Genomic DNA, 25,432 nt, shown 5'->3' with positions numbered 1-25,432 from the left:
GTACGGTCCGCACTTGGGACTCATGCGAAACTCTCTGCCCGCCGCCTTCCCCTTGGCGGGGTGATTCTGACGAGCAGCGAGCTCACAAGGGTTTCCGTCTTGGCGATGGCCGCGGATTATGAATATCGGTTAAAACGCACCAAGAAGCGGACTCACACTGCTTCCCGCAGGAGTTCGTCTTCGCAACGCCGGATGGCTGCGATGAGATTACGAAAGCTCGCGGAGCGGGCATTGTCGAGTTGCAGGTGTTTGCCGATTGCCCGAGACCCCGCGACCTTTTCGTAGCGATTGCGTGTCAAGGTTTTCAACTCTCGGCTGGGGCTGCCGAGTCCGTCCGGGGACCGGAACTTCCTGCTGTTCTGATGCCGAGTCAATCCGTCGATCTCGAGGGCTCGTTCGACAGCCTGCAGATCGGCCAGATAGAAAGCCTCGAGCTCTCGGCACGCAATGCGAACCAGGCATCGCGCAAACTTGCCGGACTTATCGCACAGATCGAGCAAACCTTGCTTCACCGCGGTGCAGTCGGGGTGACTGTCCTGATCGCGCAGTACGATGAAGCGAGCGCGTTCGTTCTGGTACGCACGAATCCGGCGAGTCAGTTGTTTTTCCAGATCCTGCTTGCCTTCGAACGGGATGCAGCGGAAACGGGTGTCTTCCTTCAGCATCCGGGGGAGCAGGGATTCCAGCATGGCTTTGGCCGACGGCTCTTCCAGTAGAAACACGAGTTCCCTCATCGCGGATCGACCCCGTCGAAGAAGCCCTGCTTCCACAGGTAGCCGAGTTGATCACCTTCAGCGACGTAAGCGGCAATTTGTGCATGGTCGCGCGCGCGATGAATCTCGGAGTAGCCCTGTTGCTTGACCAGCCAATACACCTCGTCGAGTTCGATGGCGTTCAGGAAATCCGGTGAATGCGTGGATACGAAAACCTGTCCGCCACGATTGGCGTAGCTACGGAATTCCTCCGCGAGTTCAGGCATCAACTGCGGATAAAGCTGGTTCTCCGGCTCTTCCACGCACAGCAAGGGGTGCGGCTTCGGATCGTGCAGCAGCACCAGATAGGCGAACATCTTGATGGTGCCGTCGGACACGTAGCGGTCGAGGAAAGGCGTCTTGAACGAGCCATCCTGAAAACGCAGCGTGAGGTAGCCATCATCCATCAGCTTGGGTTCGACCGAAGTCACGCCGGGTACCCGTTTGGTCATCGTCGCAAGGATTCTGCTGAAGATCTCGGCATGCTGCTCATGCAGGTAACGAGCGACCAAGGGTAGATTCTCGCCGGTCTCCGACAGGTGCTCCATTTCGCCCGATGCGTCCTTGCGCCCTCGCGCGGCGCTGATGTGGAAATCGGACACGTGCCAGTTCTCGATCAGGCTGCGGAAGGCATTGGCGGCTTTGAAACGCTCGAATTGCCCAAGACCTTTGATCGCAAGGGTGTCCGGCGCGACCCGCTGGGTTTCGCGGTCGAGTTCCTCGTCGGTCTTGTTGAAGTCTTCCTCGTTGGTGATCGCGTAGCCTTCGCCCTCGGCAAAGCTGAGGAAGTGGTAGGGACTTCCGTAGCGGCCGCGCTTGTATCGCAGCAGCTCCTTGCAGACCACCGGCAGCCCTTGCCGCTCACCGATTTCCAACGAGTACGTCACCAGCCGCTCGACGTCAGTGATCTCCATGCGGTACTGCAACTCGATGAGGATCGTGTCCTTCTTCGGATCGCAACCCCGGCTCAGCACTTCGCCGAAGCGGCCGCGCTTGTCGAGCGCTTGCCGGACATTGCCTTTCAGGCAGTCGTGCAGGAAGCCGAAGACATCGAACAACGTCGATTTCCCCGACCCGTTTGCGCCGACGACCACCAGAAAGGAAGGTATGTCCTTCAGGTGCACATTGCGGAAGGCCTTGAAGTTCTTGAGACGGATGGATTCGATTTTCATGAACGGACCTTGGACGGGCAGTGACGGTTATCGTCAGCCTTTCTGGCAGAACTCGTGGCTGCAGCTTGGTTTCGGATGCGTTTGGGCAGCACGCTGGCCGGTTCGCCTGCCTGTTGCAGACGGGCGTCGATGCAGCTCCGGGCGTGGCCTTCGGGCGTCATAAGCGGTGGGGTAGAAGGACAGACAGATCGGACTTTAACGCGAACGCCTGCGCTTTCCCCACTGCTGACACGAAGCCGTCCGGTACCCAGGCGCTGCCGTGCTGGATGCGTTCGGGTTCGGTGTCTTGGAGATGGCGCAGGCCCAAGATGGGCAGGAAGGGCGATGGTCGTTCTGACCAGCCGTTTCCCGGGACGCCTTGGATGAAAATCAACCATCAGATGGCTGAAAATCATCCACCGCGTGGACGATTCTCAGCGCCTTCTCCAGCCAGCCGAAGCCGATGTGTTCCTGCTCCAGGCGCAGGGACGGGCGGATGTGGTGGTTGCGCAGGTCTTCGTACAGGCCGCGTTCCTCGGCGCTGAGGCGCGAGACGTCGGCCGGGCGCGGGCTGTCTTCCCGGCCCCACAGCGCCTCATGTGCGAGCAGGGTGGCGCGGTCCATCAGCAGGGACTCGACATGGGCGAAGCGGGCGCGCAGCTGGGCGAGGATGGCGAAGCCGTTGGTGTCGATGTCGCCCCAGTAGTGGATCGGGCAGCGCTGCAGCCACTCGGCGCGCGCGAGGGCCTCCCAGCCGTAGCCGGCGCCGAAGATCACGATGGCCTTGTCGACGCGGGGGAAGGCGAGGAAGTTGGTCTCGTTCTCGGTGATGAAGACGCGCGCCACGTCGAGTCGCAGGCGGGCGAAGCTGTCGGCGTCGAGGGCGAGGTCGGGGCAGGGCGCGCCAGGCAGCAGGCCGAGCGCCGGGTCGAGGATGCGCAAGCGCAGCAGCACGGGCTTGTCCAGGAAGCCGTAGCGGGCGGCGAACTGCTGCGCGCCGGTGCGGCTCGGGTCGATCGCCGCCGCGGGCAGGGCGAGGTCGAGCAGCTCGGCGAGCACGCCGCGCTGGGATTCGATGAACTTGGTGTGGATGCCGGGCAGGTCGACCTGGCGCAGATACATGCCCGGGCGCGGGTGGGCCTGCAGCCAGGCCACCACGTCGAGCAGGCGCGACCACTCGGCGGCGAGTTCGAGCGCGCGCAGCGGGCGCTTGTGCAGCCAGGGCAGCAGCAGGGGCTGGCGTGCGGCAGTCTCGGCGTGCAGCGCACGAAAGCGCGCGTCCTCGGCGCGCTTGCCGATCCAGGCCAGGGCGTCGTCGAGGCGGTCGACCCAGGCGCTCGCGGGCAGGCGCTGGCTGCCCTGCACGCGGTGGCGGGTCTCCTGCCATTCGAGGCGCACATGGGGCGTGGCCGAGATCGCCGCAACCCAGGCGCGCACGGCATCGAAGTGGCGGGTGATGTCGTCCGAGGTTGGGGTCTTCAGGGTGAGTCGCAGCGGGAAGCGGCTGTGGCCTGCAGGTGGTCCCACGGCCGTGTACGCCGCGGCATCGGCCGGTAGCTCGCAAGGCTGAGCGCCAGAGCCCTCGCTCTCCTCCTCCGGCAAGCACGCGCACGGGGGGGCGCCGCTGTCCTGCGGCAGCCCCTCGCGCAGCAGCTCGCCGCGCTCCCACAGGCGCATCACCTGCGCCCTCAGGTCCTGCGCGGTGCTCCAGCTCATGATGCGGATGCGCCGCCGCCGGCGCGGGGCGCGGCCTGCGCCGCCGCCCGCATCTCGGCTTTCTGCGCGCGGTACTCCTCGATCGACAGGTTCCTCAGCTTCGAGGCGCTGCCGCCCTCGTTGTGCACGAAGCCGACGCTGGCGACGAAGGGCTCGATGATGTGGATCTTCTGCAGCGGGGTGACGATCAGCAGTTGCAGGTTGAGTTGCTCGAACAGGCGCAGGCCGTACTGCGCGGATTCGTCCGAGCCGCGGCCGAAGGCCTCGTCGATGACGACGAAGCGGAACGAGCGCGAGCGCACCGCGCCCCACTCCAGGCCGAACTGGTAGGCGAGGCTGGCGGCGAGGATGGTGTAGGCGAGCTTCTCCTTCTGCCCGCCCGACTTGCCGCCGGAGTCCGAGTAGTGCTCGTGCTCGCTGTCGTCCTCGCGCCAGCGTTCGCTGGCGGCGAAGAGGAACCAGTTGCGCACGTCGGTGACCTTGGCGGTCCAGCGGCGATCCTGGTCGGAGAGGCCCTCGCGGCCGCGGAAGCGGTCGATGATGCCCTTGACGCGCAGGAAGCGCGCCTCGGAATACTGCTCGTCGTCGCCCTCGCCCGCCCCGGTCAGCGCGCCCTCGGTGCAGGCGCGCAGCTCCTGCTGGAAGTCGCGGATCTCGGCGTCGGGGCTCGCCTGCGATTCAAGCACGATGTAGCGCCCGGGGTTGTAGTCGATCTCGCCGAGCGACTTGTTGATGTGGGCGATGCGCTCCTTGATGGTCTCGCGCTCGCGCGCGAGCTGGGCGTTGAAGTTGGCGATCTCGTTGATGGTGTTGACGTTGAGCAGCTCCTTGAAGCGGGCGAGGAAGCGCGGCAGGTCGTCGCGGTCGAGCTGCGCGAGCAGCCTCTCGTACTCGAAGCCGGCCTCCAGGCTGGCGTCGATCTCGGCGGTCTCGAGTGGGAACTGCTGCTTGAAGGCCGCCATCGCCTTGATGATCTTCTCGGCGAGACGCTTGAGGCGGTGGTCCTCGGCGTCGATGCGCGACTGCAGCGCGGTGCGCACCTCCTGCTCGCGGTTGTCGCAGGACTCGACGGTGAGCGGGTGGTGCTCGCCGAGCACTTCGGCGCACAGGGCGTCGAGCCGGGGGACGAGTTCCGGGTCGATCGGCGCGGCGTCGACGAGGGCGAGCGTGCTCGCGCGCAACGCCGCGGCGTCGGTCCGGCGCTGATCGACCCTGGCGCGGCGCTCGCGCGCCGCGTTGAGCTCGTGCTCGGTGTCGATGCGGATCCGCTGCAGGTCGGCGAGCTGGCGGTTGAGCTCCTTGAGGAGGTCGGAGGCGGCTTCGAGCGCGCGGCGTTCGTCCTCCAGCGTGGCGATCGCGCCGGCGATGCTCTCCCAGTCGAGCTCGTCGAAGGCGGTGAATTCTTCCAGGCGGGTGAGGGCGTCGAGGCGGCCGGCGAGGGCGCGGCGCTCGGCCTCGATGCGGCCGATCTGGCTGCCCACTTCGCCGAGGCGGGCTGCGAGCTGGCGGCGCTGGGCCTCGAGGGCCTCGATCTTGGCGGTGTTGCTCCAGCCCAGCACGTAGCGGCTGCGGTCGGCGATGGCGTGGCGGTCGTCTTTCTCGTGGCGGCCGCTGGGGTCCTTGATCTGGCCGGCGCGGGTGATCGCGCGCGTCTCGCGGCGGAACTGCTCCTGGGTGGCGCAGCAGGCGACGTCGAAGCGGTGGGCGAGCTCGCGCTCGAGCCAGTCGTAGTGCGGACTGTCGGGCTTGATCGCGAGCTTGCGCACCAGCGAGTCGGGGTGCAGCGCGGGCAGCTCGCCGGCGCGTGGCGGGCGGACGTGGAAATACACCAGACGGCCGCGCAGGTGGTTGCCGTCCACCCACTCGGCCACCGCCTTGTAGTGCGCGTCGGGCACCAGAAGGGCGAGACCGAAGCCGCGCAGCAGGCGCTCGGCGGCGCCCTCCCAGTCGCGCTCGTCCTCGCGCACCTGGAGCAGCTCGCCGGCGAAGGGCATGTCCTCGACGTCGATGCCGAGCGCGCCGCAGAGCGCGGCGCGGATCTGGATCTGGCGGTCGTCGATGTTGCTGCGGCGGCGCCTGAGGCTGTCGATCTCGGCGCTCAGCGCGTCGTGCTCGAGCTTGCCCTGGCGCAGGCTGACGGCGTGCTCGGTGAGCGTGTTCTGCAGCTCGGCGTCGCGGTTGCGCGCCTCCTCGCGGCTGGCGGCGAAGTGCAGGCGCTGGCTGGCGAAGGCTTCGGCGTCGGCCGCGGACGCACCGAGCACCGCGGCGAGCTCGCCGTAGCGGCGTGCCTTGGCCAGGCGCGCGTCGCGCACCTGCTCCTGCTTGCGGATCTCGGCGGCGAGGCGCTCGAGGCGGTCGCCACCGTTGGCATTGATCGCCTGCTTGAGCGCGTCGATGCGGCCGGCCTGTTCCTCGCGCAGCGTGTCGAGGCGCATGACCTGGGCGTCGGCACGCGCCCACTCCTCGGCGGCGAGTTCGAGGCGGTGGTCGAGGAGGGCCAGCTTGCGCGCGGCGAAGTGCGGCTGCAGCGCCTCGCGGCAGCGCCGCAGCGCGCCGATGTCGGCGGCGAGCGCGTCGTGGCGGTGGCAGTCGTCCACCAGCGGGCCCAGCAGGGAGACCTGGCGCTGGGCCTTGAGCACCGCCTGGTGGGCGCGGTCGAGGTCGTCGAAGTGGCCGATCAGGGCCTGGATGCGCGGGCCGATCTCGAAGGGCTCGAGCATGTGGTTGCGCACGAAGTCGGTGAGGTTGCCGACCGACTTCATCGACACGGTCTGGTGGAAGAGCTCGAGCGCCTGCTCGGTGTCGATGCCGAAGCGGCGGCGGAACCACGCTGCGTAGGGCGGGAAGCTGTCGAACACCTCGGCCCCGGCGCCGCGCAGGCGCTTGCGCAACTGCGTGATGTCGGGGCCGAAGCCGGAGAAATCGTCCGTGATCGACAGCGCGTGCTCGGCGCCGAGGTAGAAGCGCGCCGGCTGGCCCTGCGCCTCCTTGAACCAGAACACCTGGGCCAGGCTCACGGTCTGGTCGTAGCCGGCGTTGTGGAACACGCCGAGGATCACCGAGTAGCTGCCGGGCTCGCGCAGGCCGATCGGGCGCGCGGCGCCGGTGACCTCGTTGCGCTCGGACTTGTAGTGGCCGAGCACGTAGGAGCGCAGGCTGCGCTCGCGGGTGTCGGCGCCGGCGGCCTTGTTGTAGGCGATGCGGTGGGCGGGGACGAGCAGGGTGGTGATGGCGTCGACCAGGGTGGACTTGCCCGAGCCGATGTCGCCGGTGAGCAGCCCGTTGCGGCCGTCGAGCTGCAGCGTCCACACGTGACGGTCGAAGGTGCCCCAGTTGAGCACCTCCAGGCGCTGCAGGCGAAAGCCCGACAGGGTGTCGTCGGCGACGAAGTCGAGGCCGAGGGATTGCGGGTCGTTCATGGGCTGCACCTGCGCTGCGCATACGCGCCATCGACGGCGCCGGCATCACGGCCCTTGCTCGCCGCCGCTCCTGGCAGGAAACCAAGCGGTCTGCGGCGCGCCCGTAGGAGCGCCCGTAGGAGCGACGCAAGTCGCGATTCGGCGGCTATTGCTGCGCCGGCGCGGATTCCCGGCGCTGAAATCGCGACTTGCGTCGCTCCTACGGGGGGGTGCTCGAAGGTTTCGGGGCTCATCGGACGGGGTTTCCTTGCGGTCGGCGAGGGCGGTGCGGTAGCCGGCGAGGCGGGCGCGCGGCGCCGGTGACCTCGTTGCGTTCGGACTTGCAGTGGCCGAGCACATCGGAGCGCAGGCTGCGCTCGCGGATGTCGGCGCCGGCATCACGGCCCTTGCTCTTCGTTGGCGCTGGCAGGAACCCACGCGGTCTGCGGCGCGCCCGTGGGAGCGACGCAAGTCGCGATTCGGTGGTCACCGCAGCGCCGGCGCGGATTCCTGGCGCTGCAATCGCGACTTGCGTCGCTCCTACAGGGGGGGGCTCGATGGTTTCAGGGCTCATCGGACGGGGTCTCCTTGCCATCGGCGAGGGCGGCGCGGTAGGCGGCGAGGCGGGCGTCGAAATCGGCCAGCCACTGTGCGTCGACGAAGGCCTTGAGGATGCGGCGCACCTCAAAGCTGGCGGGCGCCCCGGCGCTGGCGGTGGCGGGCTTGAGGCGGGCGAGGAAGCCGAGCTCGACGACCTTGTTGATGTGGGTCTCGATCTGGTCGATCAGGCGCGCCTCGTTGGGGCCTTCGGTCAGGAACACGCGCACCAGCTCGACGATGTCGTCGCGCCCAAGCACCAGGCGGGTGTCGCCGCCGCCGGCGTCGAACTCGGCGAGCTTCTTGCGCAGCAGGGCGAGCAGCAGGCTCACCGGGTAGGACAGCGGCCGGCGCGCCACCAGCCGCGGCAGGCGCGGCGACGGGTCGTCGTCGGCGGGTTCGGGGCGGCCGCGCAGAAAGGCGTAGCCCTCGGCCTCGTCGAGTACCAGCTCGAGATTGAGCACGGCGACGTATTCGCGCACCCGCGCCTGCAGCTGCAGCAGGCCGGACCACTGGCGCTCGTCGGCTTCGCGGTAGAGCACGCCCTTGAGCAGGCCGATGAGCAGCACCGAAAGGTCGGGCGCGGCGGCGGGGCCGGGCGGCTCGGCCGGGCTGGGGGCGAGGTCTTCGTCGTCCATCGAGTGCTTCATCGGTTGGGGATTGTCGGGTTGCGCCTCGGGGCGCGCAAATCGATCGAGTGAGCGCATGGATTGTCGCCCTGTCGGGTCGGCATGTTCCTCATCCTGCCCGCCCTGTGCAAGCATCTGATCCGATGCCCGGCTTGGTTGCGCGTGCGCGCGCTCAGCGCATGAAGATCACCCGCGGCAGGCGGGCCTTGCGGGTGACCATGGCGCCGTCGGCGGCGCTCGCCTGCCATTCGATCGGCTCGGGGGTGGCCTCGTCGACGGTGGTGGTGAAGGCGTCGCTGCCGAGCTGCAGGTAGGCGATCAGCTCGGCCAGGCCCTGCTCCAGCGGCTGCGCGGCGACCAGCGCGGCGAGCGTGACCTGGGCGCGGTCCTGCAGGGCGTGGCGGATGTGGCGGGCGAGGCGTGCCTTGTCCACCGTGACCTGCTCGAAGAGCGCGTGCGGGTCGACATCCTCGTCGCCGGCCTCGACGCGCAGCGCGGCGATCGCCGGCCGGGTGGGCGGGGTGTGCAGCGGGCGCTCCAGCGCCAGCTCGATCGCCGCGCCGGGCAGGGCGATCTCCATCACGGGGCCGGGCGGCGGCGCGGCGCGCAGGGCGAGCGCCTTGCTCTCGATGCCGTGCAGCAGGTCCATGATGCGGCGGTTTTCCAGCCACGCCTGGTCGTCGAGGAAGCGGCGCAGCTGCTGCGACAGCTGCGCCACCGTGCGCTGGGTGTGCTCGCCCGCCTCGAGCCAGTCGTAATGCACGCGGCGGGTGCGGGCGTCGGGGTTCAGCTCGGCCACCGCGGGCAGGGCGAGCACCTGGTCGAGCAGGTCGCTGAGTTCCTCCTGGCGCCGGCTCGACAGCAGGAAGTCCCAGAAGGCACGGAAGCTGCGCCCCTGGTCGGAGTCGGCGATGGCGTCGCGTTCGCCCATGATCTGTTCGAGCAGCGCGCCCTTGCTGCCCTCCCACAGCGCGATGCGCTCGCGCACGCGGCGGTCGAGCTGGCGGAAGTTGTGCTCGACCTCGCGGAAGTCGGCGAGCAGCTCGCGTGCGCCCTGCATGAACTGCTGGAAGCGGTCCTTGAGCGCGGTGTCGTCGAGCAGCGGGATGTCGCCGGCGAGCACGCGCGCCATCTCGGCGTCGATCTCGTCGCGCTTGCGCTGCAGCTCGGCGATGCGGCGCGCGGGGTCGGTCTCGCTGCCCTCGCCCATCTGCTTGAGCAGGGCGAACAAGGTGAGCAGGCGCGACTCGGTGCCGACGAACTGGCGCTCGCTCAGCTGCGCCAGCCAGGCGAGCGCCTTCTCGGTGGCCGGGGTGAGGTCGAACTGGGCCTCGTCGGTGCCGGGCCTGTAGTACTTGCGCAGCCAGCCCTTGTCGGCCGCGGCCCAGTCGTTGAGGTAGTCGAGCGCCGGCTTGGGGAAGGCGTCGTCGCCGCGCAGCAGACGCAGCGCGTAGAGCTCGTCCTCGAGCGCCTCGGCGAGGTCCGCCGCCGCCATGCCGCGCACGTTGGGGGCGACGAAGACGCGGTGCAGGAAGCTCGCCACCAGCGCCGCGTGGTCCGAGCGCAGTAGCCGCCACGCGGGGTGGTGGCTGCGCAGGGTGTCGAGGGTGGTGAAGTCGAGGGGCATGGACTGCGGAGGTCAGCGTGAATGGAGGACGTCGCTTACCAGACGCGTTGAGCTCCGTAGTGGTCCATGACCTGGTCGGCGCTCAGCAGCGGCATCGCGTCTTCCAGGGCCTGCGCGACGATCAGGCGATCGAATGGATCGCGGTGATGGAAGGGCAGGCGTGCGACGCGATCGGCATGGCGGACCGAGATGGGCAGGATGTCGAAGCGGTTGCGGGACAGTTCTCGATCCATGAATGCTGCAAGCGGTTCGGGCAAGCGGTACTTGCCGATGCTGATCTTGATCGCGATTTCCCAGTAGCTGGCCGGGCTGACGAAGACCTCGGTCTCCGGACTGCGGATCAACTCCCGTGCAGTGCCCGACAAGGCCGGGTCGTCGAGCAGAAACCACAGCAGGGTATGGGTGTCGAGCAGGGCCTTCAAGGCATGTAGTCCTTGAAGTCGACCAAGTGGTCGTCATCGTCCGCGACAATCTCCAGCTTGCCGCGGGCACTGCCCGGCTCGCGAAATTCGCGCGGCGTAGCGGTGGTTTCAGCAGGCTTCACGCCATAGCGCTGTTCGAGAAACTCGATGAAGTCGAGCGCCTCGCGAGCCGCTTCATCCGGCAGGCGCTGGCTGTGTCGATAGATGGCTTCTGCAAGGTTCATGTGAATAGCTCCCGCGCTGGATTCTCGCACACGCTGAAGGGTCGAACACGAGCGCCTTCCTTTTGAACCGTTCCATTTTTGGAAACGGTTGCGAGGCGTCGTCGCCCGCCACGTTTCCCGCCTTCCTATTCGTAATGCGACCACATCCTCAGCACGCGAACCACGCGCTCCTCGGCGAAGACCTCATAGACCAGGCGGTGCTGGATGTTGATCCGGCGCGAGTAAGCCCCGGCAAGATCACCCACGAGCTTTTCGTAGGGCGGAGGCTTCTGGAAGGGATCCTTCGCCAGGATCGCAAGCAAGTCCTTGGCTTTCGACTTCAGGCCGGCTACCGCCAGTTTCTTCGCGTCCTTCCGGGCGTACTTCGAGAACACGAGCTGCCAGCTCACCAGTCGAGCTCCCGGGCGCTCTCGTCAAGCGGCTCGGCCATGCCCTCCTTGATGGACTCGCGCATCCCCGGAATGGAAAGCAGGTGAAGCGTTTCCTGGATGGCCTGCCAGTCCTCCGCGGAGAGCAGGACGGCGCTCGTGCGCTTGCCCGCGATGTGGATGGGCTGATGGGACTCTGCGGCCTGATCGATGAGGCGGTACAGGTTGGCCCGTGCTTCGGAAGCGGTGAGCGTGGTCATTGCGGGTCTCCGTCGATGCGGCTAACGTACGCGTTAGCGTACGTGGCGTCAATCCTGGCGTTCGTTCGAGGGTCGCAAGTTCCCGTTTAATGCTGCCCCTTCCAGGCCAAGGCCCTCACATCTGCCGCTTGATCCGCATCGCCAGCGCGCCGACGCCGATGAAGGCGACGCCCATGAGGACCAGCGAGATCGGCCAGCCGAGCGAGTCCACGAAGTGCTGGGCGGTGAAGTAGCCGATGAAGCCGAGCATCGCGAGCACCGTGGTCAGGAGCAGCGCGCGACTCTGCAGCCGCACGCAGGCGTAGAGCATCGCCGCGGTGACGGCGAAATAGAGCAGCTCGACCGGGGTCTGGCGCAGCAGGTCGAAGAGGCCGCTGTAGGCGAGCGCCGAGCCGATCAGGTAGCCGAGGCCGGATAGCCGGAGCTGGCGCCCGTCCTTGTGCAGGCCGTAGGCGGCCGACATGACCGAGGCGCCGGTCAGCAGCGCGGCCCAGTCGGCCGCGGCGGCGATGGCGACGCGGTCGAACAGGCCGGCGTTGAGCCAGCACAGCGCGATCAGGTGGGCAAACTCGGCGAGGCTGCGCTGCGGCGACTTCTCGAGCCCGCTGGCGACCAGCCACAGCGAGGCGCCGAGCAGGATCGCGCTGAAGCCCGCCGGCACGTCGAGCAGGTCGAGGCCGACCGACAGAAAGGCGTAGACGAAGCACAGGGCGGTGAAGGCGAGCACGCTCAGCGCGTACTGGCGAAACAGCACGCCCTGATGAATCGCCATCGTGCCGAAGACGGCGAGCGCAGCCAGCCGCCAGTCGTCGCCGCGCGGAAAGACCTCGTGGATGAAGACGAACCAGCCGTTCGTCAGCATGAACGCCGTCGCCAGCGTCAGCGGCAGGACGAGCTTGGGAAACTTCTTCTCGTGCAGTGCCGAGACCAGCACCACCAGCAGCGCATAGCCGACGCCGAGGGTGACGACGATCCGCATGACGCTGCCCATGCGGTTCCAGAACATGCCGATGTAGGTGCCGATGCCGGCGAGGATGAAGATCGCGCCGAGATAGATGAAGAGCGTCCGTGCAATCTCGCCGCTGCTGCGTTTGGGCGCCGTGGTCGCGAGCAGGGTCGGATCGCGGTATACCGCAGCGACTTCAGCCGGCGAGATGTCATGGGCACGCATCAGCTCGGCGATCCTGCCGAGCGCACTGGTCTTGTCATGCACCGCGCGGCTGCCGAACAGCGCCGCGGCCAGCGGCCAGCCCCACCAGCCGCCGGCGAGGACGATCAGCACGATCAGCAGTAGGAGCCAGGTCACGGCAGCACCCAGCCGACGAAGCGGACAGCGTTGCCGTAGTAGGCGCCTTCGGTTTCGGGCAGTCGGATGCTGCGCCCGTCCTTGACGAGTTCGGCGTGGACCCGGTAGTGCGAAGAACCGAGGAACAGGCCGTCGAAGACCTTTCCGCCGTAGCCATCGGCGCCGCTGCTGAACCTGTAGCCGTCGGGCGCCAGGCTCGACGAATCGACCCTGAGCCCGGCGAGGTCGGGGACGTCGATGGGCGTTACGCTCGGTGTCTTCTCCGCCTCGACCGGGCGCCCGCTGTTGGGGGCGAGGCCGGGCGGCAAGGGCAGCGCGATTTCCTTCACCGCGCCGGTCTTCGGATTGAAGCGCCACAGCCGCGGGGTCTGGTAGGGCTGCGTGTTGCCGACGTAGCTGACCTGCACGCGATCACCGACGACCGCGATCCGGATCGCGTTGTGCGGGTTGTTGTGGAAGTTGTAATGGGTCGCGTACAGCACCTCGTACTGCGCCGGTGCGACCAGCAGGACGGGAATGCCCGAGATGGCGAGGAAGACCGCGACGAGCAGCAGCGGCAGGCCGAGCCCGAAGGCGATGGTCGGGTTGTCGCGGATGAATTGTTTCATGCAGGTCGCTCCGGTCCCGGTGGCTTGGGGGCATGCTAGTCCGAGCGCGTGAGCATAGCAGCGGGATCGCGGGGGCGTTTGGTGCCGCGGAAGCTCGGTCTTCGCCACTGGTTCGCCCTTGTGCGAGCGTATCCGTATGGACACACATGCCGGCATGAACACTTTCCTGCGCACCGACGATTTCGACGCCTGGCTTGCCGGCTTGAAAGACAACGTGGCTCGAGCCCGCATCATCCACCGTATCCGCTCTGCCGAGCATGGAAATCTTGGTGACTGTGAGCCGGTAGGTGAAGGCGTTTCGGAAATGCGCATCCACGTCGGCCCTGGGTATCGCGCTTACTACACGCGACGTGGGGGCAGTGATCTATCTGCTTCTGCTGGGCGGGGACAAGTCGTCGCAAAAGCGCGACATCAAACGCGCCATCGAGATGGCGCGGGCTTTGGACAAGGAGTGAACGATGGTCAAGACCGCCAGCTTTGATGCTGCCGATTACCTGAACGACGCGGAAACCATCGCGGAGTATCTGACGGCCGCCCTGGAAGACCCAAACCCTGATGTGTTCCTCGCTGCCGTTCGCGACGTTGCGCGCGCCCGCGGCATGGCGCAACTCGCCAAGGATGCGGGTCTTGGCCGTGAGCGCCTGTACAAGGCGCTCACGCCCGGCGCGAAGCCTCGCTATGACACAGTGCTCAAGCTGCTTCATGCTCTGGGCGTCAAGATCACCGCAACGCCAGTCCATTCTTGAGACTTGCGCTAGCGTCGGCCACCGCGCCCGAGCAGTCGATCGACAGAACCGCCTGCAGTCTCCCTCCGAGCTTCAATCTCTGACGGTCGAACGTCAGGCAAGTTTCGGATCGAGTCGGTGGCTCGAACGACAGATGCCTTCGTGGTCCGAACGACGGCAACGGGCCGGACTGGGACATCTGCACTCACCGAGAGCGACAAGGTCGTCACGCGGCAGGTACATGTCATAAAGGCGATCAGGCATGCGCTCGGGAGCCCAGTCAGGGCAAGCCTTCCCGTCTGTAGCAGCCAAAAGAAAAGGGCGAGGAACCCATCGGATTCACCCGCCCCTTCCCGGCCGTCTGCCAATAATTGACTAGCCATTTGCCAGTTTATGCTCGCCGCTACAAGGTGTCACACATCGATGTTCTGCGCATACAGCGCGTTGCCCTCGATGAACGCCCTGCGCGGCTCGACGTTGTCGCCCATCAGCGTGGTGAAGATCTCGTCCGCCGCGATCGCGTCGTCGATCTGCACGCGCAGCAGCCTGCGCACCGCGGGGTCCATGGTGGTCTCCCACAGCTGCTCGGGGTTCATCTCGCCCAGACCCTTGTAGCGCTGCTTGGTGATGCCGCGTTCGACGTCGGCGAGCATCCACTTGATGGCGTCGGCGAAGCGGGAGACGGTCTGGCGCTTTTCGCCGCGGCGGATCTCGGCGCCGGGTCCGATGAGGCCGGAGATGGCTTCGGCGGCGTTGCGGATGGCGCGGTAGTCGCCGGAGACGAGGAAGTCGTGCTCGACCCAGCCGAACTTGCGGTTGCCGTGGTGCAGGCGCTCGATGGTGAGGCGCCAGCCCTCGGCTTCGTCGTGGTATTCGGCGTAGATCTGCAGGCCTTCGGGCAGGTGGGGCTGGATGCGCTCGGCCGAGGCGCGGGCGGCGGCTTCGTCGTCGAGGCTGACTTCGATGTCGTGCGCCAGCATCACCTGCAGCACTTCGGGGTCTATGTAGCTGGCCAGGCGCCGGGTGACGGCTTCGGCGAGCAGGTAGGTGCGCGCCAGGCCGCCGAGGGCCTCTTCGCTGATCGGCTCGGCGCCTTCGCGCGGCACCAGCACGGCGCCGTCGAGGGCGAGGCGCAGCAGGTGGTTGGAGAGCTCGCTGTCGTCCTTGATGTACATCTCGCTCTTGCCGTGCTTGATCTTGTACAGCGGCGGCTGGGCGATGTAGATGTGGCCGCGCTCGACGAGCTCGGGCATCTGGCGGTAGAAGAAGGTGAGCAGCAGGGTGCGGATGTGGGCGCCGTCGACGTCGGCGTCGGTCATCAGGATGATGCGGTGGTAGCGCAGCTTCTCGGGCTTGTAGTCGTCCTTGCCGATGCTGGTGCCGAGCGCGGTGATGAGGGTGGCGATCTCCTGGCTCTGCAGCAGCTTGTCGAAGCGCGCCTTCTCGACGTTGAGGATCTTGCCCTTGAGCGGCAGGATCGCCTGGAACTTGCGGTCGCGGCCCTGCTTGGCGGAGCCGCCTGCAGAGTCGCCCTCGACGAGGTAGAGCTCGCACAGCGCGGGGTCCTTCTCCTGGCAGTCGGCGAGCTTGCCGGGCAGGCCGACGCCGTCGAGCACGCCCTTGCGGCGCGTCATCTCGCGCGCCTTGCGGGCGGCGTCGCGGGCACGGGCGGCTTCGACGATCTTGTTGCAGATGGTCTTGGCGTCGATCGGGTTTTCGAGCAGGAAGTCGCCGAGCTTGTTGGCGACGACTTCTTCCACCGCCGGGCGGGCCTCGGAGGACACCAGCTTCATCTTGGTCTGGCTGGCGAACTTGGGGTCGGGCATCTTGACCGAGAGCACGCAGGCCAGGCCTTCGCGCATGTCGTCACCGGTGATGTCGACCTTGGCCTTCTTGGCGATCTCGTTTTCTTCGATGTACTTGTTGATGACCCGCGTCATCGCCGCGCGCAGGCCGGTGAGGTGGGTGCCGCCGTCGGCCTGCGGGATGTTGTTGGTGTAGCACAGCACCTGTTCCTGGTAGCTGTCGTTCCACTGCATGGCGACCTCGACCGAGAGCTCGGCGTCGTGGCCGTGGCCGGTGGGGATGCGGGTGGTGCCGGTGGCGTAGAAGACGTTGGGGTGCAGCACCGTCTTGGCGCGGTTGATGTACTCGACGAAGCCCTTGACGCCGCCGGCGAAGGCGAAGTCTTCTTCCTTGCCGGTGCGCTGGTCGATGAGACGGATCTTGACGCCGTTGTTGAGGAAGGAGAGCTCGCGCAGGCGCTTGGCGAGGATGTCGTAGTGGTACTCGATGGTGCCGAAGATCTCCTCGTCGGCCAGGTAATGCACCTTGGTGCCGCGCTTGGTGGTCTCGCCGATGACGCGCGCCGGGCTGACCTCGACGCCATCCACGACCTCGATGACGCGGTTCTGCGGCTTGCCGCGCTCGAACTCGAGCAGGTGGCGCTTGCCGTCGCGGGCGACGGTGACGTTCATCCACTTGGACAGCGCATTCACGCAGGACACGCCCACGCCGTGCAGGCCGCCGGAGACCTTGTAGCTGTTCTGGTTGAACTTGCCGCCGGCGTGCAGCACGCACATGACGATCTCGGCCGCGCTGCGCTTGGGCTCGTGCTTGTCGTCCATCTTGACGCCGACCGGGATGCCGCGGCCGTTGTCGGTGACCGAGATCGAGTTGTCGGCGTGGATGGTGATGACGATGTCGTCGCAGTGACCGGCCAGGGCCTCGTCGATGGAGTTGTCCACGACCTCGAAGACCATGTGGTGCAGGCCGGTGCCGTCGGAGGTGTCGCCGATGTACATGCCGGGGCGCTTGCGCACCGCTTCCAGCCCTTCGAGCTGCTGGATGCTGGTTTCGTCGTAGTCTTCGTGCGCCTTGGCGGATGCGGTGGGCTGGTCTTGCGGTTCGGACATGGTCATCTCGGTGATTCGTAAAGAACGGGTGCTGCGGTGCGGCGGCTACTCAGATGCGCATCGGCATCACGACGTACTTGAACTTGTCGTTGCCGGGCAGGGTGATGAGGGCGCTGGAGTTGCCGTCATTGAAGCGCCAGTCGACCGTCTCGGAGCTCAGGTTGTTGAGCACGTCGAGCAGGTAGGTGACGTTGAAGCCGATGTCGAGCTTGTCGCCCTGGTAGTCGATCTCGAGCTCGTCCATGGCCTCTTCCTGCTCGGCGTTGGTCGATGCGATGCGCAGCACGCCGTCCTCGAGCACCATGCGCACGCCGCGGAACTTCTCGTTGGTGAGGATGGCGGCGCGCTGCAGCGCGGACAGCAGCGGCTGGCGGGCGAAGTGGATCAGCTTGGGATGCGCGGTCGGGATCACGCGCTCGTAGTCGGGGAACTTGCCGTCGATGAGCTTGGTGACGAGCTCGATCGGGCCGAAGCGGAACACGGCCTGGTTGCCGGCGAGCAGGATCTCGAGCGGGTCGTCGCTGTCGGCGAGCTGGCGGGCAAGCTCGAGCACGGTCTTGCGCGGCAGGATGGCTTCGGTACGGGTGGCGATGGGCGCCTCGAGGTCGGACGCGGCGTAGGCGAGGCGGTGGCCGTCGGTGGCGACCATGCGCAGCTCGCCGCCGTCGGCGATCAGCAGCAGGCCGTTGAGGTAGTAGCGGATGTCCTGCTGCGCCATCGCGTAGGCCACCTGGGCGAGCTGGCGCTTGAAGGTGCGCTGGCCGATGCTCAGGTGCGCAGCGGCATCGGTGGGCGGGTTCAGGCGCGGGTAGTCGGCGGCGGGCAGGGTCTGGAGCTGGAAGCGGCTGCGTCCGGCCTTGACGGTGAGGCGCTTGTCGTCGAGCGTCAGTGAGATCTCGGCGGAGTCGGGCAGGGCGCGCAGGATGTCCTGCAGCTTGCGCGCGCCGACGGTGATCGAGGCGTCCTCGCCACCGATGTGGCCGCCGGTGGTGGTGCGGATCTGGATCTCGATGTCGGTGGCCAGCATGGTGAGCTGGTCGGCGTGCTTCTCGATCAGCACGTTCGACAGGATGGGCAGGGTGTGGCGCTTCTCGACGATGCCGGCGACCGACTGCAGCGGGGCCAGGAGCGCATCGCGGGTGGTGGTGAGCAGGAGCATGGCGTCAGATCGGGTCGATGGGTTGATCGGGAGTGTTCGATGGATTGGCGTTCAACCGGCTCAGCCGCGCAGGACCTGGGTGAGCACGTGGACGTCGTGGTTGAGCTGGGCGTCGCCGAGGCGCAGCTCGGTGATGGTGCGGCAGGCGTGCAGCACGGTGGTGTGGTCGCGACCGCCGAAGGCCTCGCCGATCGCCGGCAGCGACATCGGCGTGAGCTCCTTGGCCAGCCACATCGCCACCTGGCGCGGGCGCGCGATCACGCGCGTGCGCTTCTTGGAGTGCATGTCGGCGATCTTGATCTTGTAGTAGTCCGCGACGGTCTTCTGGATGTGCTCGATCGACAGCTGGCGGTTGTGCGCGTGCAGCAGGTCCTTGAGCGCCTCCTTGGCGACTTCGAGGCCGATCTGGCGGCCGTGGAAGCGTGCGTAGGCGACGACCTTGTTGAGCGCGCCCTCGAGCTCGCGCACGTTCGAGCGCAGGTTCTTGGCGATCAGGAAGGCGACGTCGTCGTCGACCAGCACGCGCAGCGCCTCGGCCTTCTTCTTGAGGATGGCGACGCGCATCTCGAGCTCGGGCGGCTCGATCTGCACGGTGAGGCCCCAGTCGAAGCGGGAAATGAGGCGGTCTTCCAGGCCCTGGATGTCCTTGGGGTAGGTGTCGCAGGTGATGACGATCTGCTTGCGCGCCTCGGTGAGCGCGTTGAAGGCGTGGAAGAACTCTTCCTGGGTGCGGTTCTTGTTATTGAAGAACTGGATGTCGTCGATGATCAGCATGTCGAGCGAGCGGTAGTAGCGCTTGAAGGCGTCGAAGCTCTTCTGCTGATAGGCGCGCACCACGTCGGCGTAGTAGTCCTCGACGTGCACGTAGCGGATGACCGCGCGCGGGTTGTGACGGAACACCGCGTTGCCGATGGCGTGCACCAGGTGGGTCTTGCCCAGGCCGACGCCGCCGTAGACGAACAGCGGGTTGTAGGACGTGCCCGGGTTCTGCGCCACCTGCATGGCGGCGGCGCGGGCGAGGTCGTTGGCGCGGCCGGTGACCAGGGTGTCGAAGGTGAAGTCGGGGTTGAGTCGGGTCTTCTCGTAGGCGAGGTCGAGGCCGGAACTCGGTTCGCTGCTGTGGGAGCGGGGTGCTGCGGCACGCCGGGGGCGCACGGGCGGCTCCGCCGGCTCGGCGGCGTCCACCGTATCGAGGACTGCAGGCGCTGTTTCGGCGGTTTCGACCGCTTGGGCGGGCGTGGCCTCGATCGTCGACCTCGGCGCGCTCGCGCGCGCCGGAGCGACATCCGCCGTGGCTGCGGCGCGCGCCGGGCGTGCGCCGCCGGCCGGTGGCAGCTGCAACTCGATGGCGAGCGGGGCGCCGGCGAACTCTTCGCCGAGTTCCTCGACGCGGCGCAGGTAGCGCTCGCGCACCCATTGCAGCACGAAGCGGTTGGGCGCGATGAGCGCCCAGCCACCCTCGCCGGGTTCGGCCCGCAGGGTCTTGATCCAGGTGTTGAACTGCTGCTGGGGCAGCTCCTGTTCAAGGCGCGACAGGCAGAAGGTCCAGAAATCTTGAGTCACGGCGGGGGCTTGGATGTCGTCGGGCAGGATGGCGGGAAAGCGTGCGGCGGGTCAGGCTGCAGCGGGATTCCTGATGCGCGGCGCCTGGGGGCGCGGCCGGGTTGCTGTACGAGTCGGGGAGTTGTACCGACGGTGCACTCGAGCGGCGCACTGTGCGCGCCTCGCCCCGCGCAGCAGCGCATGGGAGCGTGGCGTCGAAAGACAGCATTCTAAACTGCGGAGGCAGACTTATCCACAGGCTCGGGCAAAAATTCTTATTGACAAACATGGCATTATCCATTTAACTCTCGCGTTTGACCTAACACTGGCAGTCCGATCATGAAACGCACTTATCAGCCCTCCGTTGTCCGCCGCAAGCGCACCCATGGTTTCCTGGTCCGCATGAAGACCCGTGGCGGCCGTGCGGTCATCCGCGCACGCCGTGCCAAGGGTCGTCACCGCCTCGCCGTCTGAGGTGGTTTCGCCCACGGGCGCTGACCAGGGTTTCCGCAGCGCTCACAGATTGCACAAAACGGATGAGTATTCATCCGTTTTTGCTTTTCGGCGGGCGCTGCGCGGCCGGTTCTACATGCTGCACTACCGGCCCAATGGTCTGGACACCGCCCGCCTCGGCGTGGTGGTGGCGAAGAAGCTGGCCAAGCGCGCCAACGTGCGCAACCTGGTCAAGCGCATCGCGCGCGAGATCTTCCGGCGCCAGCGCATCGAGCTTCCGGCGATGGACTTGGTCGTGCGCCTGAACGCGCCGGTGGCCAAGGCCACGCGCGCCGAGATCAACCTCGACCTGCTCTCCCTTCTGCAAAGGCTGCCCCGGCAATGAAGACCGTGCTGATCGCCCTGCTGCGTTTCTACCGCTACGCGATCAGCCCGATGCTCGGCCGCAATTGCCGCTTCCACCCGACCTGCTCCGAGTACGCGATCGAGGCCGTGCAGCGCCACGGTGCGTTGCGTGGCGGCTGGATGGCCGCGAAACGGGTGGGGCGCTGTCATCCCTTCAATCCGGGCGGGTATGATCCCGTTCCCTGACCTGAGACAGAACGATTCCGATGGATCAACGCCGCCTCATCCTCTTTCTGATTTTCTCCTTCTCGCTCGTCATGCTGTGGGACGGCTGGATCAAGCAGAACCAGCCTCCCGTGGCCCAGCAGCAGGCCGCCGCCGGAAGCGCGGCGCCGGCCGACGGCGCGGTGCCCACGCCCACGTTGAGCGCCACGCCCGGCCAGCCGGTGGTGCCGGGCGAGCAGGCCGCCCAGGCTGCGGCCGCGCCGCGTGCCGTGGTCGAGACCGATCTGCTGCGTGCCGAGGTCTCGGCGCAGGGCGGTGACATCGTTCGCCTCGAGCTCAAGCAGCACAAGGCGAGCGGCGAGGCGGGCGGCAACTTCGTGCTGCTCGACGACGGCACCACGCGGCACCAGTACGCCGCGCAGTCGGGCCTGATCGGCGAGGGCCTGCCCACCCACAAGACCCTGTTCCAGCTTCCGGCCGGCGAGCTGCGCCTGAAGGACGGCGAGAACGGCGTGGAGCTGCGTCTGCAGGCGCCCGAGCAGAACGGCGTGCAGGTCACCAAGGTGATGCGCTTCGCGCGCGGCAGCTATCTGATCGACGTGTCCTACGAGATCCGCAACGGATCGGGCCAGGCGCTCGCGCCGCACGCCTACTTCCAGCTCACCCGCGACGGCAACCCGGCCGAGCAGGTCGAGGCCTTCGGCGTGCGGACCTTCACGGGCCCGGCCTTCTACACCGATGCGGCCAAGTTCCAGAAGGTTACCTTCGAGCACATCACCGACGGCAGCGCCAAGTTCGCGAAGACGGCCAGCGACGGCTGGGTGGCGATGGTGCAGCACTACTTCGTCGGCGCCTGGCTGCCGGAGCAGGGCCTGCAGCGCGAGTACTTCGCGCGCGCGCTGGGCAACAACCTGTTCTCGGCGGGCGTGATCCTGCCGGTGACTGCGATCGCCCCGGGTGCCGAGGGTACGGTGTCCAATCGTCTGTATGCCGGCCCGCAGGAGCAGGACAAGCTCGAAGGCATCGCCCCGGGCCTCGACCTCGTGGTCGACTACGGCTGGCTGACCGTGATCGCGGCGCCGCTGTTCTGGGTGCTGTCCTGGTTCCATAGCCTCACCGGCAACTGGGGCTGGGCGATCATCCTGGTCACGGTGGCGATCAAGGCGATCTTCTTCCCGCTGTCGGCGGCGAGCTACAAGTCGATGGCCAAGATGCGCGTGCTCGGCCCGCGCCTGCAGCGCATGAAGGAGATGTACGGCAACGACAAGGCCAAGATGCAGCAGGAGATGATGAATCTCTACCGCACCGAGAAGATCAACCCGCTCGGCGGCTGCCTGCCGATCCTGGTGCAGATCCCGGTGTTCATCGCCCTGTACTGGGTGCTGCTCGGCAGCGTCGAGATGCGCCACGCGCCGTGGCTGGGCTGGATCCAGGACCTCTCGGCCAAGGATCCCTACTTCATCCTGCCGATCATCATGGGCGTGTCCATGCTCGTGCAGATGAAGCTCAACCCGACGCCGCCGGATCCGATCCAGGCCAAGGTCATGATGGCGATGCCGATCATCTTCACCTTCATGTTCCTGTGGTTCCCGTCCGGCCTGGTGCTGTACTGGGTGGTGAACAACTGCCTGTCGATCGCCCAGCAGTGGCAGATCACGCGGATGATCGAAAGTGGAAAGTCGGCCGGCAAGCCCGCCTGACACGATTGCCGCGATCGCGACGGCACCGGGCCGCGGCGGCATCGGTGTCGTCCGCGTCTCGGGTGCCGGTCTCGGCGCCTTCGCGCTCGCGCTGTGCGGCCGTACGCCGCAGCCGCGCATCGCGCACTTCACCCGCTTCCTCGACGAGCACGAGCGGCCGATCGACGAGGGGATTCTGCTCTACTTCGCCGCGCCGGCGTCCTTCACGGGCGAGGACGTGCTCGAGCTGCAGGGCCACGGCGGCCCGGTGGTCATGCAGATGCTGCTCGAGCGCTGCCTGCAACTCGGCGCCCGCCTGGCCGAGCCCGGCGAATTCACCCGTCGCGCCTTTCTCAACGGCAAGCTCGATCTCGCTCAGGCCGAGGGTGTCGCCGACCTGATCGAGGCCTCGACCGCGGCGGCTGCGCGCTCGGCGGTGCGCTCGCTGTCCGGACAGTTCTCCGAGGAAGTCCATCGCATCGTCGACGCGCTCATCGACCTGCGCATGCTGGTCGAGGCGACGCTCGACTTTCCCGAGGAAGAGATCGACTTCCTCGAGCGCGCGCGCGCGATGCCGCGCCTCGAATCCATCCGCGAGGCGCTCGAGGGCGTGCTCGAGCGCGCGCGCCAGGGGGCGCTGCTGCGCAGCGGGCTCGACGTGGTTCTCGTGGGTGCGCCCAACGTCGGCAAGTCCAGCCTGCTCAACCAGCTCGCCGGCGAGGAGCGCGCGATCGTCACCGACATCGCCGGAACGACTCGCGACGCGCTGCGCGAGACGATCCAGGTCGAGGGTATCCCGCTCCACATCATCGACACCGCAGGGCTGCGCGAGACCGAGGACCGGGTCGAGCGCATCGGCATCGAGCGCACCTGGCGCGAGATCGCGCGCGCCGACGTGATCCTGCACCTGGTCGAGGCCGGGGTGGCTTCCGAGGGGGATCTCGACGAGCGTCTGCCGCAAGGGGTCGAGCGCATCATGGTGGCGAACAAAATCGACCTCGCAGGATTGCCCGCGGGCCGAGTGGAGGCGGGCGGACGGGTTCGCCTGCAGGTGTCGGCGCGAAGCGGGGAGGGTGTCGAGCTGGTGCGCCAGGAGCTGTTGCGGATCGCCGGCTGGCATGCGCACGGCGAGGATGTGATTCTTGCGCGCGAGCGTCATCTGCTCGCGCTGCGCGAGGCGCTCCGCCATGTGGAGGCTGCAGGCACGCAACTCGGTGCGCTCGAACTCTTTGCCGAGGAGCTGCGCCTCGCGCAGGAGGAACTTGGCACGATCACCGGCGAGTTCAGCGCCGACGACCTGCTCGGGGTGATCTTCGCCCGCTTCTGCATCGGAAAGTAAGTGGGCTGACCGTCGGTCGGTTGGCGCAGCGGAAGTCGCAAACAGAGGCGCGCGGACAGTCGACGGTCATGCCGGGATCCGGTGTCGCGTGCGCGCCGTCCCGCCGTCGCGTCAAACCGTCGCGATCCTCCTCGGCAGTCTCTCTGTTCCACGTGAAACACCCCTCCCATGGAAACCGAATTCCTCTTCCTCGTCCTCGGTGTCGCCGCGCTGTTTGCCGGCTTCGTGGACTCCATCGTGGGCGGTGGCGGCTTGATCCAGTTGCCCGCACTTTTTGCGGCCTTTCCGACGACCGCGCCTGCGACGCTCTTCGGCACCAACAAGCTCGCGAGCATCGTCGGCACGACCAGTGCCGCCGTCCAGTACAGCCGACGGGTCGAGATTCCGTGGCGCGTCGCGGCGCCGGGTGCCCTCGCTGCGCTTGTCGGGTCGTGGTACGGAGCCAAGGCGGTGGCCTACCTGGATCCCGCGATCTTGCGTCCGTTGATTCTGGCACTGTTGGTGTTGGTGGCCCTGTACACCGTCCTGCGCAAGGATCTCGGCGCGGTCTCGCGCGAGCCGGAGCACGGGGCGCGTTCGGTCGCGATCGGGCTCGGCGTGGGTGGAGTGATCGGGTTCTACGATGGCTTCTTCGGGCCTGGAACCGGGAGCTTCCTGATCTTCCTTTTCATCCGCTTGCTGGGGATGGACTTTCTCCGCGCATCGGTTTCGGCCAAGATCGTGAATGTGGCGACCAACCTCGCGGCGATCAGTTTCTTTGTCGGCAATGTGGAGCTGATGTGGAAGCTGGCGGCGCTCATGGCGGTGTGCAATCTGAGCGGCTCGATCCTCGGTTCCCGGATGGCGCTGAGGCACGGTACGGGTTTTGTGCGAAAGATGTTCCTTGCAGTGGTGGCGGTGCTGATCCTTCGCCTTGCCTACGATACCTTCCTGCGCTGACGGGTTGTTTCACGTGGAACAGCCGCGCGTGCGGATGCACCTCGTGTTTGGATGGGGGTACGGCTTGACGCGGCCGGGGTGGCGGCGGGAGGTGGTCGTGGCTGCCTGAAATCGAAAGCTGTGGAGTGCAGAAGATCATGAGCGGAGCGTCCTGGTTTGCCGATCTGCCGAAGGATGTCCTCGCCGAGCTCCTCGGCGAGGATGCCGGCTACTTTCTCCGTGGTGCGCGCCTGCTCGAGTCCGGCCGCTCCGAGTGGCAAGACTACGAGGTCTGGGAAACGCCGCGCTTCGGCAAGCTCTTTCGCCTCGATGGCTGTTTCATGACGTCCGAGCGCGACGAGTTCCACTACCATGAGAACCTGATCCACGTCCCCGGGGTTGCCCATCCCGGCCTGCGCCGGGCGCTGCTCATCGGGGGAGGGGATGGCGGTTCGGCCGAAGAGCTGCTCAAGTATCCGGGCATCGAGCGTATCGTGATCGCCGAGCTCGACGCGAAGGTGGTCGACATCGCCCGGCGCTACCTCGATGCCGTGCATCATGGCGCCCTCGACGATCCCCGCGTGGAGATCCACATCGGGGACGGGATGGCCCATGTGTGCGAGCATGCTCCCGCCAGGGGCGAGCGCTACGACCTGATCGTGCTCGATCTGACCGACCCGATCGGGCCGGCGGAAGCGCTCTACACCGCCGACTTCTTCGCAGCCTGCAAGGCCCTGCTGGCCGAGGGCGGGGCGCTGACGCTGCATATCGGTACGCCGGTATTCCAGCCCGAGCGTGTGCGAGAGTTGCTCGCCCGCCTGCGTCGGGTGTTTGCGCGGGTGCGGCCGTACTTCCTCTACATTCCGCTCTATGGGAGCCTCTGGGGCATGGCCTGCGCGTCCGATACGCTCGACCCGGCTGCGCTCGACGCGAACGAGGTGGACCGCCGTCTTGCCGAGCGCGCCATCCGCGAACTGCAGCACTTCAATGGTGCGGTACACTGTGCGCAGTTCGCCCTGCCCAATCATCTGCGTGCCTTGCTGGCCTGAGCCAGTGCCGCTTCTTCGGCCGTTC

The 25,432-nt window shown here is 67.1% G+C and carries 24 protein-coding genes; 9 read left to right on the top strand and 15 right to left on the bottom strand.

Annotated features, from left to right (window positions below):
- Positions 1–152: 152 nt before the first annotated feature.
- From ACZ5PP_RS11965 to ACZ5PP_RS11910, 12 genes are all read right to left on the bottom strand, one after another.
- Positions 153–734, bottom strand: coding sequence for a DUF4276 family protein (locus ACZ5PP_RS11965; protein WP_012584210.1), 582 nt, complete (start codon positions 732–734; stop codon positions 153–155).
- Entirely contained in the window at positions 731–1,924 is a 1,194-nt protein-coding gene (locus ACZ5PP_RS11960; protein ID WP_012584209.1) for an AAA family ATPase, read from the bottom strand. The genes ACZ5PP_RS11965 and ACZ5PP_RS11960 overlap by 4 nt, the downstream gene beginning before the upstream one ends.
- A 369-nt stretch (positions 1,925–2,293) precedes the next feature.
- The gene (locus ACZ5PP_RS11955) at positions 2,294–3,619 is read right to left on the bottom strand and encodes a DUF3322 domain-containing protein (RefSeq protein ID WP_012584208.1); all 1,326 of its coding nucleotides are present in this window, start codon (positions 3,617–3,619) and stop codon (positions 2,294–2,296) included.
- A complete protein-coding gene (locus ACZ5PP_RS11950) occupies positions 3,616–7,038 on the bottom strand; it encodes an ATP-binding protein (RefSeq protein WP_464826082.1) in 3,423 nt (1,140 codons plus the stop codon). The genes ACZ5PP_RS11955 and ACZ5PP_RS11950 overlap by 4 nt, the downstream gene beginning before the upstream one ends.
- A gap of 542 nt (positions 7,039–7,580) precedes the next feature.
- Complete coding sequence (locus ACZ5PP_RS11945) at positions 7,581–8,252, bottom strand: DUF4194 domain-containing protein (protein ID WP_464826081.1); 672 nt, start codon at positions 8,250–8,252, stop codon at positions 7,581–7,583.
- 163 nt (positions 8,253–8,415) lie between these two features.
- Positions 8,416–9,870 (bottom strand): DUF3375 domain-containing protein, encoded by a 1,455-nt coding sequence (locus ACZ5PP_RS11940; protein ID WP_012584205.1) that lies wholly within the window; start codon positions 9,868–9,870, stop codon positions 8,416–8,418.
- Positions 9,871–9,905: 35 nt separating this feature from the next.
- A complete protein-coding gene (locus ACZ5PP_RS11935) occupies positions 9,906–10,292 on the bottom strand; it encodes a type II toxin-antitoxin system VapC family toxin (RefSeq protein ID WP_464826080.1) in 387 nt (128 codons plus the stop codon).
- Positions 10,289–10,516: a DUF2281 domain-containing protein gene (locus ACZ5PP_RS11930; protein WP_012584203.1), complete on the bottom strand. Its 228-nt coding sequence runs from the start codon at positions 10,514–10,516 to the stop codon at positions 10,289–10,291. Before ACZ5PP_RS11930 ends, ACZ5PP_RS11935 begins: the two co-directional genes overlap by 4 nt.
- Before the next feature lie 125 nt (positions 10,517–10,641).
- Entirely contained in the window at positions 10,642–10,905 is a 264-nt protein-coding gene (locus ACZ5PP_RS11925; RefSeq protein WP_012584202.1) for a Txe/YoeB family addiction module toxin, read from the bottom strand.
- Positions 10,902–11,144: a type II toxin-antitoxin system Phd/YefM family antitoxin gene (locus ACZ5PP_RS11920; protein ID WP_012584201.1), complete on the bottom strand. Its 243-nt coding sequence runs from the start codon at positions 11,142–11,144 to the stop codon at positions 10,902–10,904. The genes ACZ5PP_RS11925 and ACZ5PP_RS11920 overlap by 4 nt, the downstream gene beginning before the upstream one ends.
- Before the next feature lie 115 nt (positions 11,145–11,259).
- Positions 11,260–12,450, bottom strand: coding sequence for a hypothetical protein (locus ACZ5PP_RS11915; protein ID WP_464826079.1), 1,191 nt, complete (start codon positions 12,448–12,450; stop codon positions 11,260–11,262).
- Entirely contained in the window at positions 12,447–13,058 is a 612-nt protein-coding gene (locus ACZ5PP_RS11910; RefSeq protein WP_464826078.1) for a hypothetical protein, read from the bottom strand. The genes ACZ5PP_RS11915 and ACZ5PP_RS11910 overlap by 4 nt, the downstream gene beginning before the upstream one ends.
- Before the next feature lie 154 nt (positions 13,059–13,212).
- Between ACZ5PP_RS11910 and ACZ5PP_RS11905 the strand changes: the two genes are divergently transcribed.
- A complete protein-coding gene (locus tag ACZ5PP_RS11905) occupies positions 13,213–13,539 on the top strand; it encodes a type II toxin-antitoxin system RelE/ParE family toxin (RefSeq protein WP_464826077.1) in 327 nt (108 codons plus the stop codon).
- Positions 13,517–13,804, top strand: coding sequence for an addiction module antidote protein (locus ACZ5PP_RS11900; protein WP_464826076.1), 288 nt, complete (start codon positions 13,517–13,519; stop codon positions 13,802–13,804). The genes ACZ5PP_RS11905 and ACZ5PP_RS11900 overlap by 23 nt, the downstream gene beginning before the upstream one ends.
- A gap of 392 nt (positions 13,805–14,196) precedes the next feature.
- Here the strand turns inward: ACZ5PP_RS11900 and gyrB are convergent, their stop codons facing one another.
- The 3 genes from gyrB to dnaA are packed head-to-tail and all read right to left on the bottom strand — an operon-like array spanning position 14,197 to position 19,420.
- Positions 14,197–16,698 carry a DNA topoisomerase (ATP-hydrolyzing) subunit B gene (gene gyrB, locus ACZ5PP_RS11895; protein WP_464826075.1) on the bottom strand — a complete coding sequence of 834 codons (2,502 nt, stop codon included), beginning with the start codon at positions 16,696–16,698 and terminating at the stop codon, positions 14,197–14,199.
- A gap of 49 nt (positions 16,699–16,747) precedes the next feature.
- Positions 16,748–17,857 carry a DNA polymerase III subunit beta gene (gene dnaN / locus ACZ5PP_RS11890; protein WP_004315516.1) on the bottom strand — a complete coding sequence of 370 codons (1,110 nt, stop codon included), beginning with the start codon at positions 17,855–17,857 and terminating at the stop codon, positions 16,748–16,750.
- Positions 17,858–17,917: 60 nt separating this feature from the next.
- A complete protein-coding gene (gene dnaA / locus ACZ5PP_RS11885) occupies positions 17,918–19,420 on the bottom strand; it encodes a chromosomal replication initiator protein DnaA (protein ID WP_464826074.1) in 1,503 nt (500 codons plus the stop codon).
- A gap of 318 nt (positions 19,421–19,738) precedes the next feature.
- On the opposite strand from dnaA, the gene rpmH reads away from it, so the two are divergent.
- The 7 genes from rpmH to speE all read left to right on the top strand — a co-directional run bounded on the left by rpmH (position 19,739) and on the right by speE (position 25,407).
- A complete protein-coding gene (rpmH, locus tag ACZ5PP_RS11880) occupies positions 19,739–19,873 on the top strand; it encodes a 50S ribosomal protein L34 (RefSeq protein WP_002926183.1) in 135 nt (44 codons plus the stop codon).
- A 49-nt stretch (positions 19,874–19,922) separates the two neighbouring features.
- Positions 19,923–20,237: a ribonuclease P protein component gene (gene rnpA, locus ACZ5PP_RS11875; RefSeq protein WP_464827054.1), complete on the top strand. Its 315-nt coding sequence runs from the start codon at positions 19,923–19,925 to the stop codon at positions 20,235–20,237.
- Complete coding sequence (gene yidD, locus ACZ5PP_RS11870) at positions 20,234–20,443, top strand: membrane protein insertion efficiency factor YidD (protein WP_004329522.1); 210 nt, start codon at positions 20,234–20,236, stop codon at positions 20,441–20,443. Before rnpA ends, yidD begins: the two co-directional genes overlap by 4 nt.
- A gap of 20 nt (positions 20,444–20,463) precedes the next feature.
- A complete protein-coding gene (gene yidC, locus ACZ5PP_RS11865; RefSeq protein WP_464826073.1) occupies positions 20,464–22,122 on the top strand; it encodes a membrane protein insertase YidC in 1,659 nt (552 codons plus the stop codon).
- Positions 22,094–23,440, top strand: a complete 1,347-nt coding sequence (gene mnmE / locus ACZ5PP_RS11860; protein WP_464826072.1) for a tRNA uridine-5-carboxymethylaminomethyl(34) synthesis GTPase MnmE — start codon at positions 22,094–22,096, stop codon at positions 23,438–23,440. The genes yidC and mnmE overlap by 29 nt, the downstream gene beginning before the upstream one ends.
- Positions 23,441–23,608: 168 nt before the next feature.
- Positions 23,609–24,379 carry a sulfite exporter TauE/SafE family protein gene (locus ACZ5PP_RS11855; protein ID WP_464826071.1) on the top strand — a complete coding sequence of 257 codons (771 nt, stop codon included), beginning with the start codon at positions 23,609–23,611 and terminating at the stop codon, positions 24,377–24,379.
- A gap of 137 nt (positions 24,380–24,516) precedes the next feature.
- Positions 24,517–25,407: a polyamine aminopropyltransferase gene (gene speE / locus ACZ5PP_RS11850; protein ID WP_464826070.1), complete on the top strand. Its 891-nt coding sequence runs from the start codon at positions 24,517–24,519 to the stop codon at positions 25,405–25,407.
- Positions 25,408–25,432: the final 25 nt, after the last annotated feature.

It is taken from the genome of Thauera sp. DNT-1 (genome assembly GCF_055393985.1).
The sequence above is the reverse complement of the archived record's forward strand: the minus strand, read 5'-3'. Positions and strand labels throughout refer to the sequence as shown.

Excerpts from the sequence above, each read along its gene's own strand:
- ACZ5PP_RS11950 (WP_464826082.1), bottom strand. The coding sequence starts at position 7,038 with ATGAACGACCCGCAATCCCTCGGCCTCGACTTCGTCGCCGACGACACC.
- ACZ5PP_RS11900 (WP_464826076.1), top strand. The coding sequence starts at position 13,517 with ATGGTCAAGACCGCCAGCTTTGATGCTGCCGATTACCTGAACGACGCG.
- ACZ5PP_RS11910 (WP_464826078.1), bottom strand. The coding sequence starts at position 13,058 with ATGAAACAATTCATCCGCGACAACCCGACCATCGCCTTCGGGCTCGGC.
- ACZ5PP_RS11965 (WP_012584210.1), bottom strand. The coding sequence starts at position 734 with ATGAGGGAACTCGTGTTTCTACTGGAAGAGCCGTCGGCCAAAGCCATG.
- gyrB (WP_464826075.1), bottom strand. The coding sequence starts at position 16,698 with ATGTCCGAACCGCAAGACCAGCCCACCGCATCCGCCAAGGCGCACGAA.
- ACZ5PP_RS11855 (WP_464826071.1), top strand. The coding sequence starts at position 23,609 with ATGGAAACCGAATTCCTCTTCCTCGTCCTCGGTGTCGCCGCGCTGTTT.
- ACZ5PP_RS11945 (WP_464826081.1), bottom strand. The coding sequence starts at position 8,252 with ATGGACGACGAAGACCTCGCCCCCAGCCCGGCCGAGCCGCCCGGCCCC.
- ACZ5PP_RS11955 (WP_012584208.1), bottom strand. The coding sequence starts at position 3,619 with ATGAGCTGGAGCACCGCGCAGGACCTGAGGGCGCAGGTGATGCGCCTG.
- yidC (WP_464826073.1), top strand. The coding sequence starts at position 20,464 with ATGGATCAACGCCGCCTCATCCTCTTTCTGATTTTCTCCTTCTCGCTC.
- ACZ5PP_RS11960 (WP_012584209.1), bottom strand. The coding sequence starts at position 1,924 with ATGAAAATCGAATCCATCCGTCTCAAGAACTTCAAGGCCTTCCGCAAT.
- speE (WP_464826070.1), top strand. The coding sequence starts at position 24,517 with ATGAGCGGAGCGTCCTGGTTTGCCGATCTGCCGAAGGATGTCCTCGCC.
- yidD (WP_004329522.1), top strand. The coding sequence starts at position 20,234 with ATGAAGACCGTGCTGATCGCCCTGCTGCGTTTCTACCGCTACGCGATC.
- dnaN (WP_004315516.1), bottom strand. The coding sequence starts at position 17,857 with ATGCTCCTGCTCACCACCACCCGCGATGCGCTCCTGGCCCCGCTGCAG.
- ACZ5PP_RS11920 (WP_012584201.1), bottom strand. The coding sequence starts at position 11,144 with ATGACCACGCTCACCGCTTCCGAAGCACGGGCCAACCTGTACCGCCTC.
- ACZ5PP_RS11930 (WP_012584203.1), bottom strand. The coding sequence starts at position 10,516 with ATGAACCTTGCAGAAGCCATCTATCGACACAGCCAGCGCCTGCCGGAT.
- ACZ5PP_RS11940 (WP_012584205.1), bottom strand. The coding sequence starts at position 9,870 with ATGCCCCTCGACTTCACCACCCTCGACACCCTGCGCAGCCACCACCCC.
- rpmH (WP_002926183.1), top strand. The coding sequence starts at position 19,739 with ATGAAACGCACTTATCAGCCCTCCGTTGTCCGCCGCAAGCGCACCCAT.
- ACZ5PP_RS11905 (WP_464826077.1), top strand. The coding sequence starts at position 13,213 with ATGAACACTTTCCTGCGCACCGACGATTTCGACGCCTGGCTTGCCGGC.